Annotated in this window: 12 protein-coding genes; 11 read left to right on the forward strand and 1 reads right to left on the reverse strand. The window is 57.3% G+C overall.

Translation table 11 applies throughout. The annotated features are described in order from the left end of the window. Positions 1 to 82: 82 nt before the first annotated feature. Positions 83 to 955, reverse strand: a complete 873-nt coding sequence (locus GCWU000341_RS01220; RefSeq protein ID WP_009213842.1) for a phosphoribosylaminoimidazolesuccinocarboxamide synthase — start codon at positions 953 to 955, stop codon at positions 83 to 85. 257 nt (positions 956 to 1,212) lie between these two features. Here GCWU000341_RS01220 and GCWU000341_RS01225 point away from each other — a divergent pair, with 257 nt between their 5' ends. The 11 genes from GCWU000341_RS01225 (at position 1,213) to deoC (ending at position 13,115) form a co-directional block, all read left to right on the forward strand. Further along, on the forward strand, positions 1,213 to 1,626 hold the full coding sequence (locus tag GCWU000341_RS01225; RefSeq protein WP_040652860.1) for a Fur family transcriptional regulator: 414 nt from the start codon (positions 1,213 to 1,215) through the stop codon (positions 1,624 to 1,626). Positions 1,627 to 1,689: 63 nt separating this feature from the next. Next, on the forward strand, positions 1,690 to 2,235 hold the full coding sequence (locus tag GCWU000341_RS01230; RefSeq protein WP_009213845.1) for an NADH peroxidase: 546 nt from the start codon (positions 1,690 to 1,692) through the stop codon (positions 2,233 to 2,235). A 216-nt stretch (positions 2,236 to 2,451) separates the two neighbouring features. After that, positions 2,452 to 3,000 (forward strand): rubrerythrin, encoded by a 549-nt coding sequence (rbr, locus tag GCWU000341_RS01235; protein WP_040652863.1) that lies wholly within the window; start codon positions 2,452 to 2,454, stop codon positions 2,998 to 3,000. Positions 3,001 to 3,320: 320 nt separating this feature from the next. Next, entirely contained in the window at positions 3,321 to 4,616 is a 1,296-nt protein-coding gene (eno, locus tag GCWU000341_RS01240; RefSeq protein WP_040652866.1) for a phosphopyruvate hydratase, read from the forward strand. A 410-nt stretch (positions 4,617 to 5,026) separates the two neighbouring features. Beyond that, positions 5,027 to 7,009 (forward strand): sodium-translocating pyrophosphatase, encoded by a 1,983-nt coding sequence (locus GCWU000341_RS01245; RefSeq protein ID WP_009213850.1) that lies wholly within the window; start codon positions 5,027 to 5,029, stop codon positions 7,007 to 7,009. A gap of 145 nt (positions 7,010 to 7,154) precedes the next feature. Further along, on the forward strand, positions 7,155 to 7,823 hold the full coding sequence (gene sdaAB, locus GCWU000341_RS01250) for an L-serine ammonia-lyase, iron-sulfur-dependent subunit beta (protein WP_040653163.1): 669 nt from the start codon (positions 7,155 to 7,157) through the stop codon (positions 7,821 to 7,823). A gap of 10 nt (positions 7,824 to 7,833) precedes the next feature. Continuing rightward, a complete protein-coding gene (gene sdaAA, locus GCWU000341_RS01255) occupies positions 7,834 to 8,715 on the forward strand; it encodes an L-serine ammonia-lyase, iron-sulfur-dependent, subunit alpha (RefSeq protein ID WP_009213852.1) in 882 nt (293 codons plus the stop codon). A 250-nt stretch (positions 8,716 to 8,965) separates the two neighbouring features. Beyond that, positions 8,966 to 10,315, forward strand: a complete 1,350-nt coding sequence (locus tag GCWU000341_RS01260; protein WP_009213853.1) for a peptide MFS transporter — start codon at positions 8,966 to 8,968, stop codon at positions 10,313 to 10,315. A 151-nt stretch (positions 10,316 to 10,466) separates the two neighbouring features. Continuing rightward, a complete protein-coding gene (locus GCWU000341_RS01265; protein WP_040653166.1) occupies positions 10,467 to 11,357 on the forward strand; it encodes a YitT family protein in 891 nt (296 codons plus the stop codon). A gap of 180 nt (positions 11,358 to 11,537) precedes the next feature. Then, positions 11,538 to 12,323, forward strand: coding sequence for a C40 family peptidase (locus tag GCWU000341_RS12520; RefSeq protein WP_009213856.1), 786 nt, complete (start codon positions 11,538 to 11,540; stop codon positions 12,321 to 12,323). A 150-nt stretch (positions 12,324 to 12,473) separates the two neighbouring features. Further along, a complete protein-coding gene (gene deoC / locus GCWU000341_RS01275; protein WP_009213858.1) occupies positions 12,474 to 13,115 on the forward strand; it encodes a deoxyribose-phosphate aldolase in 642 nt (213 codons plus the stop codon). Positions 13,116 to 13,182 lie beyond the last annotated feature (67 nt).

The following is a 13,182-nucleotide window of genomic DNA, read 5'->3' on the forward strand; positions in this document are numbered from 1 at the left end:
CGCCTTGTGGGCGGGTACGGGTTATCTGTTGCCCCGGCGCTCAGTGATCCTTTTTTGGGATCGCTGAGCGCCGCGGTTTTTCTCAGATTCTTCCTCCCGTAAGCATCTCATATGCTTCTGCATAGAGCGCTGCGGTTTTGGTGACGACCTCCTCCGGGAGTACGCCGTGGTTTTCCGGATTTTCTTTCAGCCAGTTTCGGACATACTGCTTGTCAAAGGAGGACTGCCCTCTACCCGGCTCATATTCCGAGAGGCGCCAGAAGCGGCTGGAATCCGGCGTGAGCAGCTCGTCTGCGAGAACGACATTTCCCTCCGGGTCCAGGCCGAATTCGAATTTCGTGTCCGCGATGATGATGCCGCGGCTTAAGGCGTAGTCCGCACATTTTTGGTAGATGGAGAGGGAGGCGTCCCGGATCTTTTCCGCGATCCTCTGCCCCTGTCCCGGAAAGCTCTTCTCTAAATGAGGGATGCTCTCCTCATAGCTGATGTTTTCGTCGTGCTCCCCGAGCTCCGCCTTTGTGGATGGCGTGTAGAGAGGCTCCGGGAGCTTTTCGCATTCCCTCAGGCCTTCAGGCAGTTTTCTGCCGCAGATTGTGCCGTCTTTTTTGTAATTCTCCCAGCCGGAGCCCGTGATATAGCCCCGGACGATGCATTCGATCGGAATCATCCGGAGCTTCTCACAGAGGGTGGAGCGCCCCTGAAAGTACTGAGCCTGGAAAAACTCCGGCATATCCTTCGGATCGACGGAGATGAAATCATTGGGAAGAAGCTCCTTTGTATAGTCGAACCAGAACCTGGACATCTGGGTCAGAATCCTTCCCTTCCCCGGAATCTCATTTTGGAGAATGATATCAAAGGCAGAGATCCGGTCTGTCGCGACCATGATGAGCCTTGTCTCGGAAAGCTCATAGATTTCCCTCACTTTCCCCGCTCTGACGGCCTTATACTCCCTCATCCTGTTCCTCCTTTCGCATTCCGGCTTCGAAGTGGAGCCGGATTTTTGGCACCGGAATCAGTATATCTTATTTTGGCTTTTCGGAGTAGGGGCTTTTCCTTGCCGGGGTGCGGGACTGTTTCTCCGGAAGAACAAAAAAGGGCTTGACTTATCAGGATTACTGCGCTATGATCTGCCATGTTGATAGTAATTATCAATTTTGTTTTTTGGAGCTGCAGGAGGACCGAAAAACAAATCCAAGCCGGAAAGGAAATACGATGAATTATTCGAGACAGCGGGAAGAGGTGCTGGATCAGCTCCGGATGCATAAGGATCATCCCACAGCGGATGTGATCTTCTCGGAGCTCCGGGGCCGCGACCCAAGCATCAGCCTCGCAACAGTTTATCGGAACCTGAAGCTTCTCTCAGAGCTGGGAGAGATCAGGAAACTCTCCTTTGTTTCGGGGGCGGATCGCTTTGATCCTACGGTCAGTCCGCATTATCATTTCGTGTGTGAGCGCTGCGGCAGGGTGCTGGATCTGCCGATGCAGGTGGCGGAAGGACTGGACGCGGAGGCGCAGGATTTTGTCAGCGGCAGGGTGACGGGACATGATCTCGTCTTCCGGGGAGTCTGCGGGCAGTGCAGCGCGGAGGAGAAGAGGGATCTGTCCCCCGGGCAGGAGAAGAGCTGAGAGAGCTTTGTTGAGTCTATCTATATTATAAGCCGAGAGGACGGCGGAAAAGGAGATTAGCTTATGAAAACATGGGTTTGTTCTGTCTGTGGTTATGTCTTTGAGGGAGAGCAGCCGCCCGAGAAGTGCCCGGTGTGCAAGGCCCCGGCATCGAAGTTCGTGGAGCAGACCGGAGAGCTCAGCTGGGCAGCGGAGCATGTGATCGGCGTCGCAAAGGATGTCCCGGAGGACATCAAGAATGATCTTCGCGCCAATTTCGAGGGAGAGTGCAGCGAGGTGGGGATGTACCTTGCGATGTCCAGAGCCGCCTACCGGGAGGGCTATCCGGAGATCGGAGACTACTACAAGATCGCCGCATTTGAGGAAGCGGATCATGCCTCCCGCTTTGCGGAGCTTCTCGGTGAGGTCGTCTCTCCGTCCACAAAGGAGAATCTCACGGTCCGTGTCAAGGCGGAGAACGGCGCAACGGCCGGGAAGACCGATCTGGCAAAGAGAGCGAAGGCTCTGAACCTCGATGCGATCCACGACACGGTTCACGAGATGGCAAGAGATGAGGCAAGACACGGAAAGGCCTTCCAGGGTCTTCTGAAGAGATATTTCAACGCCTGATACTTCGCGCCTGATGATCGGGGGAGCGTCCATGGGGCGGGAGAATCCCCGGGCGCTTTTGGGGAAAACGAAAACAGTATAGAGTAGAGCAGAATGGCCTGTCATGATTGTATTTTTAAAGATCATGACAGGCCTATAGAATGGGTATAGAGTAGAAGTGCTTATGGGGACCGATGGTCTTAGGTGGGGAAAATAAAATTTCAGGAGGACAGGATTATGGCAGATTACAAGGGAAGCAAGACAGAGAAAAACCTCTGGACCGCGTTTGCGGGGGAGTCTCAGGCAAGGAATAAGTATGAATTCTTCGCCTCTCAGGCACAGAAGGAGGGCTATCAGCAGATCGCGGCGCTTTTTATGGAGACGGCGAACAACGAGAAGGCCCATGGGAAGATGTGGTTTAAGGAGCTCGCGGGACTCGGCGGCGGAGTCGGTGATACCGCGGCGAATCTGAAGGCAGCTGCTGCCGGCGAGAATTACGAGTGGACGACGATGTATAAGCAGATGGCCGAGGACGCGGAGGAGGAGGGCTTTTCCGCCCTCGCCGCAAAGTTTCGGCTGGTCGCGGAGGTCGAGAAGTCTCACGATGAGAGATACCAGAAGCTGCTCAAAAGAGTAGAGAGCGAGACTGTCTTTAAGGAGGAAAAGCCGACGATCTGGAGATGCAGAAACTGCGGATTTCTCTATGAGGCTGAGGAGGCGCCGGAGAAGTGCCCCTGCTGTGATCATCCGAAGGCCTTCTTCGAGAGAGTGGAAGAGAATTATTGATTTGCCGCGGAACGGTCATATCTGATGCTTAAGGTCCCGGGCGAAGTGCAAGGCAAAATGCGCTTCGCCCGGGGCTTTTTAATTTTTCTTTGTCAGGACTTTATCATTTATGCTCAATCCGCCGCGGATTTCCGCCTTTCCCGGTTGACGGGTCAGATTTTGTGATTTACTATAGGTCAGTGGACTTTTCCTGTGCCGATTATGCTTTGAGCGGCGGGGATCCGGCGCTCAAACGGGAGTCTGAATCACTTTCGGCGCCGGAATCTTATATTATTATCTTGCTGCATTTCCAAATTCACGGAGAGGAAAGGGGTTACGCGATGAAGCATCTTGAGATCGAGAAGGTAATCGGAAGAGAGATCGTCGATTCCAGGGGAAATCCGACAGTGGAGGCAGAGGTCTATCTCAGCGACGGCACGGTGGGGCGGGGGGCCGCCCCCAGTGGAGCGTCCACCGGGGAATTTGAGGCGCTGGAGCTTCGGGACGGAGACAAGAGCCGCTACGGCGGGAAGGGTGTTCTGAAGGCTGTCGAGAATATCAATACCGTCATCAACGCGGCAGTAAGAGGCATGGATCCCCAGGATGTCTACGCGGTGGATGGGGCGATGCTCGCGGCGGATGGGACGAAGGATAAGTCGAAGCTCGGGGCCAATGCGATTCTCGCGGTCTCCATTGCCAGCGCAAATGCCGCGGCGAAGGCGCTCGGCATCCCGCTCTACCGCTTTCTGGGCGGCGTGAACGGAAACCGCCTCCCGGTTCCGATGATGAATATTCTGAATGGCGGCGCGCACGCGACAAACTCCGTGGATACGCAGGAATTTATGATTATGCCGGCGGGAGCTCCTTCCTTCCGCGAGGGACTCCGCTGGTGCACGGAGGTCTTCCACGCTCTCCAGAAGCTTCTGAAGGCGGAGGGGAATACCACCGCGGTCGGAGATGAGGGCGGATTCGCTCCGAATCTGGACTCCGATGAGGATACCATCGAGCATATCCTGAAGGCGATCCGGGAGGCGGGATACGAGCCGGGGAAGGATTTCGTCCTCGCGATGGACGCCGCCTCCTCCGAGTGGAAGAGCGAGAAGGGCAAGGGCTTCTATCATCAGCCGAAGTCCGGCCGGGACTTCACCTCCGATCAGCTGATCGAGCACTGGAGATCCCTGATCGATAAGTATCCGATCTACTCCATCGAGGACGGCCTCGATGAAGAGGATTGGGAGGGCTGGAAGAAGATGACGAAGGAGCTCGGAGACAGAGTGCAGCTCGTCGGAGATGACCTTTTTGTGACCAATACAGAGAGGCTGAAGAAGGGGATCGACAATGGCTGCGCGAACTCCATCCTCATCAAGCTGAACCAGATCGGCTCTGTGTCGGAGACACTGGAGGCCATCAAGATGGCGCACAAGGCCGGCTACACGGCGATCGCTTCCCACCGCTCCGGAGAGACGGAGGACACCACGATCGCGGATCTCGCGGTGGCGCTGAACACCTGCCAGATCAAGACCGGTGCACCGAGCCGTTCCGAGCGGGTCGCGAAGTACAATCAGCTCCTCCGGATCGAGGAGGAGCTCGGGAATGCCGCTCAGTACCCGGGAAAGGCTGCGTTCAACAGAAAGTAAGGCTCTATCTATAAACCGACGGTTCTCCGGCGACTGCAAAAGGACGGACCGCCGGGCGGCGGGGCAGTGGACGGCCTGCAGAGCCGCCTGCCCTTGCAGTGGAAGAGCCGATACCTCGAAAAAAGCATAGAGAGATTCCGGTGCCCGCGCAGACAGCTTTGCCTGTGCGGGCATTTTTCGTCCCGGCCGTGCGGGGAAGAGCTGCGAAGTGAAAACTTTCCCTTTTTTACAAAAAAAGAGTAAAAAAATTCCGAAATCTGTGCTACACTGTAGCGAAATGGAAACACTTCATTTAAGATGAGTCGGCACGAACGGTAAAAATCCATGGATTTTACCGTGCGCTTGCCTCGCCGAAGAGCGGGGAGGGGGGCTTGCAGGACGGGGAGTCCGCTGCTTCCGGGAGGTCATTTATGAATTCTTTACTTTACTTGGTTCCGCTCTTCGGGGCCGCGGCTCTCGCTTTCGCGTTTTTTCAGGCGCAGCGGGTTATCGGTGCTCAGACAGGCAATGAGCGGATGCAGGAGATCGCGAGCGCGATTTCCGAGGGCGCTCATGCCTTCCTTTTCTCGGAATATCGGATTCTTCTTCTCTTCGTGGCGATTCTTTTCCTTCTGATCGGGATCGGAACGGGGAGCCGGAGCTGGGTGAGTGCGCTCGCCTTTGTGTTTGGAGCGCTTCTGTCCACCCTGGCGGGATACTTCGGCATGAGCACCGCGACGAAGGCCAATGTCCGCACGGCTGCGGCGGCCGAGAGGAGCGGGATGAATCAGGCCCTGCAGCTTGCATTTGCGGGCGGCTCTGTCATGGGAATGTGCGTCGCGGGCTTCGGCGTTTTGGGAGTCAGCCTGGTCTTCCTCATCACAAAGGATGTGAATGTGCTCTCCGGCTTCTCCCTCGGAGCTTCCTCCATCGCGCTCTTTGCGAGGGTTGGCGGAGGAATCTATACCAAGGCCGCCGATGTCGGAGCGGACCTGGTCGGAAAGGTCGAGGCGGGGATTCCGGAGGATGATCCGAGAAATCCCGCTGTGATCGCGGATAATGTCGGCGATAATGTCGGCGATGTCGCCGGCATGGGAGCGGATCTTTTCGAGTCCTATGTCGGAGCGCTGGTCTCTGCCTTGACGCTGGGGGCGGTTTACTTTCAGGATGCGGGGGTGCTCTATCCTCTGCTTCTTGCGGCCTTCGGTCTGCTCGCCTGTATTATCGGAAGCTTTTTCATCCGCGGGGGGAATGAGCCTCAGAAGGCCCTGAAGCTTGCAAGCTATGTCTCTGCCCTTGGCGTAATCGTCGCGGCCTTCTTTTTCAGCAATTTTCTCTTCGGGAACTTCCAGGCGGCGCTCGCGGTGGTATCCGGCCTTGTGGCGGGACTTTTGATCGGAGCGGTGACGGAGTTTTACACCTCCGGAGATTATAAGCCGGTGCAGGAGATTGCGCGCCAGTCGGAGACCGGGGCCGGCACCAATATCATCTCCGGCATCGCGGTCGGCATGCGCTCCACGGCGATCCCGATCCTTCTGATCGCAGTCGCGATCTTTATCGCGTATCGGGAGCTCGGCCTCTACGGGATCGCGCTCTCCGCGGTCGGAATGCTCTCCACCACGGCCGTGACGGTCGCCGTCGACGCCTATGGTCCGATCGCGGACAATGCGGGCGGCATCGCGGAGATGTCGGGACTCGAGGAGTCGGTCCGCGGCATCACGGATAAGCTCGACGCGGTGGGGAATACGACGGCCGCCATGGGAAAGGGCTTTGCGATCGGGAGCGCGGCGCTCACGGCCCTTGCGCTTTTTGCGGCCTATGCGGAGGCAGTGCAGCTGCAGAGCATCAATGTCCTGGACAGCCGCGTCACGATCGGGCTTTTGCTCGGGGCGATGCTTCCCTTCCTTTTCTCCGCCTTTACGATGAGCTCCGTCAGCCGCGCGGCCTTTGCGATGATCGAGGAGGTCCGCCGGCAGTTCCGGGAGAAGCCCGGCATTATGCAGGGCACGGAGAGACCGGATTATAAGAGCTGCGTCGCGATCTCCACCAATGCCGCTCTGAAGGAAATGATCGTCCCGGGGCTTCTCGCGGTGGCGGCGCCGCTCGCGGTCGGTCTGGTCCTCGGAGCGGAGGCTCTCGGCGGGCTGCTAGCGGGAGCTCTGGCCTCCGGCGTCATGATGGCGATCTTTATGTCCAACTCCGGCGGCGCCTGGGACAATGCGAAGAAATATATCGAGGGCGGACATAACGGCGGAAAGGGAAGTGAAGCGCACAAGGCGGCGGTAGTGGGAGACACCGTGGGGGACCCCTTTAAGGATACCTCCGGCCCCTCCATCAACATCCTCATCAAGCTGATGACCGTTATCTCCCTCGTCTTCGCCCCCCTCTTCCTCTCCCTCGGCGGAATACTATAAAGCTGCGCCGCCGCTCGGGAATCATCAAGCGGAGAATGCCCTTACGCGGGGCGTTCTCCGCTTTTAAGCGGAGGTAAAGCCGCGCCATCTTTTGTTTTACAAGGCCCGGATTTTTCGCTATACTGTGACGCGGGAGAAGAGAAATATGAACGTCTTTAATATTATCGGGCCGATCATGATCGGCCCTTCCAGCTCTCATACAGCCGGCGCGGTGCGGCTCGGAAGAGTGGTGAACAAGCTTTCCGGCGGAGCGGATTTTCAGGAGCTCACGATCGAGCTCTCCGGCTCCTTCGCCCGCACCTACCGGGGGCACGGCACGGATCGAGCGCTCCTTGCGGGGATCATGGGATTTCACAGCTATTCGGAAGAGATTCGTGACGCGCTGGATATCGCGAAAAAACGCGGCATTCCCTACCGCTTCGTCGAGACGGATATCCCGGATGCGCATCCGAATACCGCGAGAATTCATTTTCTCACAAGGGACGGCGCCGAGGGGAGCGTGCAGGGAGCCAGCATCGGAGGGGGAAATATCCGGGTGGATTTCGTGAATGGGCTCCGGGTGGACTTTACGGGGGAGAATAATACGATCCTGGTTCTGCATCGGGACCGCCCCGGTCTCATCGCCTCCGTCACGAATCTGATCTATGAGGAATATCGGGATATCAATATCGGGAATTTCCGCCTGAGCCGCCGGGAGAGAGGGGGGCTTGCGCTCATGACGATCGAGATCGACCAGGTCCCTCCCGATCAGATGGTAGAGGCGATCCAGAACCTTCGGGATGTGGAGAAGGCGCTTTTGATCCGGGCGAGCTAGGGGGAGGGATATGCTTCGATATGATTCCATTCAGAGCCTGATCGATGCCGCGGAGCGGGATGGGATAAGGCTCAGCGAGCTTTGCCTGAGGGATCAGGCGGAGGAGCTGGAGAAGCCGGAGGAAGAACTTTACGCCAGGATGGAGGAAAGCTTTGATGTGATGTGCGAGTCCGTTCGAAAGGGCAGTACAGCGGGACTTCGCTCCACCTCGGGCCTGACCGGCGGAGAGGGAGAGAGGATGCTCCGCTATGCGGAGGAGCGGAGAGGCGGACTGTGCGGAAGCTTTCTCACGAGAGCTCTCGGAAGGGCGCTGTCTGTCTCGAACTGCAACGCGGCGATGGGGCGGATCGTGGCGACTCCGACCGCGGGAAGCTGCGGCATCCTCCCCGGCTGCCTGGTCTCCATGTACGAGGACAGGGATATCCCGAAGAGGGAGGTCGTCATGTCCATCTTCACGGCGGGGGCCTTCGGCATGGTCATCGCGAATACGGCGTCCATCGCCGGGGCGTCGGGGGGCTGTCAGGCGGAGTGCGGCTCCGCCTCCGGTATGGCGGCAGCGGCTCTTGTGGAGCTTTCCGGAGGGACGCCGACACAGTGCGGCTATGCGCTTGGCATGGCGATCGTGAATCAGCTGGGGCTGGTCTGCGATCCGGTGGCGGGGCTCGTGGAAATCCCCTGCATCAAGAGGAATGCCTCCGGTGTCATGATTGCCTTCTCCTCCGCGGACATGGCGCTCTCCGGCATTGATCTGAAGATTCCGGTCGATGAGTGCATCGCGGCGATGAAGGCGGTGGGGGACAGCATGGCTCCGGCGTTGAAGGAGACGGCGCTCGGCGGCCTTGCGGCGAGTCCCACCGGGATCCGGCTTCGGAAGCAGGTCTTCGGGAAGTAGGGAGAGAGATACGACAAGCGTTCTTGTGAAAGCACATGGAAGAGAAAAAGTCTTTTCCATCGGGCTAGTACAATCTGCCCATAAAATATAAATTATATCGAAATAAAATATTGAAGAAACATAGACTTTGTGCTAGAGTGGGAAAGGCGATGAGTCAGGTCTGTGTCGGGCTTTCTGTCCTTTCCGCAGACGCTGATCCGGAGGAAACAGCTTTTCGAAAGGCCGCCTTGCGCGGCGAGAAGGGGGGTTCATGGAAACTACTGTCACAAAGAGAAAGGGGGGCGCGGGATTCTGGGTCTGCAATTTCGCGTTCACATTTGAGCGCTTCGCCTATTACGCGGCGAAGTGGCTGATCTTTCAGTTCATTGTCGCAACGGCGATGGAGGGCGGGCTCGGAGCCCATAAGGATGCCGCGGCCAGCTATCAGTCCTTTTTTGTCGCCTTCACTTATCTTGCGCCGCTGCTGGGCTCCTATATCTCGGATCACCTGATCGGCGCCAAGTATCTGGTTCCGGTCGGAATGGTTCTGATGGGGATCGGCTACCTCCTCGGCTGGCAGGCACACAGCCTCACCGGTGTTGCGATCATGATCGCTCTTGTCTCCGTGGGTACCGGCCTCTTCAAGCCGCAGACAAACTCCATCACGGGGCGTCTCTTCTCGGATCCCAGGGATCTCGACAAGGCGTTTTCCACGCAGTATTCCATGGTCAATATCGGCTCCTTCCTCGGAACCACCTTTATCGGCATCCTCGCGGGAACGCAGGGCTACCGGATCTGCTTCCTGGTCTGTGCGGTCGCGATGTTCATTGATGCCGTGATGTTCTTCTCGGGCTGGGGCGTGCTGGGAGAGGCCGGTGCGAAGCCCTTTAAGCTTACGGAGAACAGTGCCAAGGCTGCCCAGACGGAGAAGAAGGAAGCGGGAGAGGCGCGTCCTCTTACCAGGATCGAGAAGCAGAGGGTCGCGGCGATCATCGCGGTCTCCGCTTTCTCCGCCATCTTCTGGATCTTCTGGTACCTGGCCTACCTCCCCGTCTACGATTACTGGGCGAGCGCGGACGAGGTCCGCATGAACTGGATGCTCTTTGGCTATAAGATCCCGACCTCCTTCTTCGACTCGGAGAACGGACTGCTCTGTATCCTTCTGGGACCGGTGCTCGGCTCCATCTGGGCGAAGGATGCGAGGAGACCGGGCGGCGGCCTGAGCATTTTCAAGCATACGGCGCTCGGCATGGGAATCCTCGGCATCGCCTTTGCGATCTTTGCCCTCGCGGATGTGACGAGGGGCGGGGGACAGGCGAGCCTGATCTGGGTCGTGCTCTTCGGCATCGCGCTTTCCACCGGTGAGATGACCTTCTCTCCGCTGGGGAACTCCTTCATCTCGAAGTTTGCCCCGGCGAGGATGCTCTCCGCCATGATGGCGGTCTGGACGCTCGCGATCTTCATCGCGGGACTCTCCTATGGTCCGCTCTACAACCTGATCTCAAAGTTTCCCTTCGCGGGTGCGAACTTCGGCATCGCGGCGCTCCTGATCGTCCTCGCGGCGATTCTCTGGGTCCTGGATCATAAATTGAACAGTCTGGTCATTGACGAAAAGAAGTAAAGAGAGTATAAGATAGGAGCAGGATTTTCCCGGACAGGGGAATCTGAGAGAGGAAATGTCGCTGCAGCGGCATTTCCTCTTTTCCGGCGGCGGGGAATTTGCGGGATCTGTCTCTGAAGGAGAGGGAGCCCGGGAAGTACGGGACATCAATATGGAAGAGTTTTTTAAGAAGTATCACGGGCTGATCAATATTCTGCAAATCATCGCGGGCTGCCTGATCACGTCTTTTGCCATCAACTGCATCCTGATTCCGAATCAGCTCTCCACAAGCGGAGTGACCGGAATCTCGCAGATGATCGAGAAATTCACCGGGATCAATTACAGCTATATCTACTATGTCTTCAGCCTGACGATCCTTCTGGTCGCGTTCCTGACCCTGAAGCGGGCGGAGTTTGCGAAGATCATCTTTGTTTCGATCCTGTACCCGGCGCTTCTGATCGCGACGAGGCAGCTGCATTTCGTCTTCGTGGAGGGCGAGATGTTTCTGGTCTGCATCTATTTTTCGCTCTTCTACGGCTTTGGCTCCGGACTTGTGCTCCGGGCGGGCGTCACCTTCGGGGGGACCGATACCATTGCCCGCATCCTGAACCGGAGAGTCCTTCGGAAGCTGCCGCTCAGCCGCATTATGCTGGTTCTGGACGGCTGCATCATCATTATGCTTGGGCTGGTCTTCGGAAAGGATGTGGCGCTCTACGCTCTTGTAAATCATGTGATCTCCATTTATATTATGGACTACATGCTCTTTGGATTCCGCCAGAAGCTCTACAAGGTCTCCATCATCAGCAAGGACCCGAAGAGCAGCGGAGAGATCGCGGATTTCATCATGTCAAAGGGCAGGGGAGTGACGGTACACAAGGTGGTCGGCGCCTATACGAAGGAGGAGAAGCAGATGCTCACCACGATCTGCTCTCCCAGTCAGTCCGCCGTTTTCCGGAACTATCTCGCGGGCTCTCATCCGGATGTATTTATGGAGGTCTCTCCCATCGTCACGGTCTACGGCGTCGGCGCGCGCTTTGTGAGGATCAAGGAGGAGGAGAATTGATATCCTGAAATCTTAAAAGAATCAGATTTATTCCGTAAGAAACTTTAGATTGTTTTTAGATCGAGTTTTTATTTTGGCCATATTTGCGCCATATCCTTTATCCCATCCACTGGACAGCTGCAGTGCGTTTTCTGCGCGGAAAGGAAGGATAAGCATGGTTTCAGGAGAAAGAGGTTGTCGATGAAGAAAACGATACACCTGCTTTTCGCAGGAAGGGATGCCGGAAAGCGGAGCAGAGTATGGAAGAGGATCTATCGCAGTGCAGTTTCCGCGATGATCGGAGCGGGCGCGCTTTTTGCCGCGGTTATGCCTGCCTATGCAGACACTGCGGAGGATAACGCAGCCGCCCTGGTATATGAGGCGGATTCTGATCCGATGTCGATCGACAGCGCGAACGCGCAGGGCAGCGCAAATGCACAGAGCACTGCAAATGCACAGAGCACTGCGGCAAAGCAGGGAGATCTTCTTTCCTTTGAGAATGCGGACCCGCTTTCTCATACGGCGCAGGAGGGAAATGTCATTCAGGCGAGCACGGAGCCGCTTCTGATCTTTTCCGACAATGGGATGTTCTATAATGAGGACGGCTCCGCCGCGGATACGCAGAACTATGACAGCAATGCTCCGCTTGCGAGCCAGATCGTGAGCTTTGCCTCCCAGTATATCGGGCGTCCCTACCGCTACGGCGGGGCGAGCCTCCAAAACGGTGCGGACTGCTCCGGCTTTGTCATGGCGGTATACGGGCATTTCGGGATCTCCCTTCCGCATTATTCCGGTGCGCTCGCCGGTGTGGGGAAGAAGGTGGAAAGTCTCGCGCAGGCGGTCCCGGGCGATATCCTCGCGTATTCCGGCCATGTCGGAATCTACCTCGGAAACGGGAGGATGCTGAGTGCGCTCAGTACCAAGAGAGGAATCACGGTGGTTTCCGCGACATATAAGCCGATCCGGGCGATTCGGAGAGTGGTTTGATTTCGTCATCTCCCGCGGCTTTTAGGAGGAAAGGGGCGGCTGCACAGCAGCCGCCCCTTTCGGCGGCGCAAAAATCAGGATCCTGAGAAATGAGATAAAAGGGCATAGGACAGGGCATAGGATAGGGAAAGGGAAAGGAAGAAAAGAGAGATGGAAGAGAGCATCGCGGATCGGATCGATCATACTATTTTGAGGGCGGACGCCCGGGAGGAGGATGTGAGGCGCTGCTGCAGGGAGGCGAGGGACTTTCATTTTCACTCGGTCTGTGTGAATTCCTGCCATGCGGCGCTGGTCTCGAAGGAGCTCAAGGGAAGCGGCGTGCTCTGCTGCTGCGTCGTGGGCTTTCCGCTCGGAGCGGCGCTCCCGGAGGCGAAGGCCCTTGAGGCGAAGAGAGCGGTGGAGGCCGGCGCGGCGGAGATCGATATGGTCCTGAATGTCGGGGCGCTGAAGGACGGAAGAGACGATTCTGTAAGAGAGGATATCCGGGGCGTGGTGGAGGCCGCGAGGCCCGGAATCGTGAAGGTGATTCTTGAGACCTGCCTTCTCTCTGAGGAGGAAAAGAGGCGGGCCTGCCGCCTGTCCGAGGAGGCGGGGGCGGCTTTTGTGAAGACCTCGACGGGATTTTCCGGAGGCGGGGCGACGATAGAGGATGTGAAGCTTATGAAGGCCGCTGTAGGAGGCCGGCTCAAGGTGAAGGCCTCGGGGGGAATCCGTGATCCGAGGTTTGCGCGGGAGCTGATCGATGCAGGAGCGGATCGGCTTGGTGCAAGCGATGGAAGGAAGCTGCTCTGATCCGTTTTTCAGGGGAAGAGGAAGAGTGCTTTCTTTTTTCTGACGATTCATTACAGTTGGGGAAAGC

Source organism: Oribacterium sp. oral taxon 078 str. F0262, assembly GCF_000160135.1.
Lineage (GTDB): Bacteria > Bacillota > Clostridia > Lachnospirales > Lachnospiraceae > Oribacterium.

Bases quoted from the DNA above. Each gene is read 5' to 3' on its own strand.
- GCWU000341_RS01220 (WP_009213842.1), bottom strand. From the start codon at position 955: ATGAGGGAGTATAAGGCCGTCAGAGCGGGGAAAGTGAGGGAAATCTAT.
- eno (WP_040652866.1), top strand. From the start codon at position 3,321: ATGAAGCATCTTGAGATCGAGAAGGTAATCGGAAGAGAGATCGTCGAT.
- GCWU000341_RS12520 (WP_009213856.1), top strand. From the start codon at position 11,538: ATGAAGAAAACGATACACCTGCTTTTCGCAGGAAGGGATGCCGGAAAG.
- sdaAA (WP_009213852.1), top strand. From the start codon at position 7,834: ATGCTTCGATATGATTCCATTCAGAGCCTGATCGATGCCGCGGAGCGG.
- GCWU000341_RS01260 (WP_009213853.1), top strand. From the start codon at position 8,966: ATGGAAACTACTGTCACAAAGAGAAAGGGGGGCGCGGGATTCTGGGTC.
- deoC (WP_009213858.1), top strand. From the start codon at position 12,474: ATGGAAGAGAGCATCGCGGATCGGATCGATCATACTATTTTGAGGGCG.
- rbr (WP_040652863.1), top strand. From the start codon at position 2,452: ATGGCAGATTACAAGGGAAGCAAGACAGAGAAAAACCTCTGGACCGCG.
- sdaAB (WP_040653163.1), top strand. From the start codon at position 7,155: ATGAACGTCTTTAATATTATCGGGCCGATCATGATCGGCCCTTCCAGC.
- GCWU000341_RS01225 (WP_040652860.1), top strand. From the start codon at position 1,213: ATGAATTATTCGAGACAGCGGGAAGAGGTGCTGGATCAGCTCCGGATG.
- GCWU000341_RS01265 (WP_040653166.1), top strand. From the start codon at position 10,467: ATGGAAGAGTTTTTTAAGAAGTATCACGGGCTGATCAATATTCTGCAA.
- GCWU000341_RS01230 (WP_009213845.1), top strand. From the start codon at position 1,690: ATGAAAACATGGGTTTGTTCTGTCTGTGGTTATGTCTTTGAGGGAGAG.
- GCWU000341_RS01245 (WP_009213850.1), top strand. From the start codon at position 5,027: ATGAATTCTTTACTTTACTTGGTTCCGCTCTTCGGGGCCGCGGCTCTC.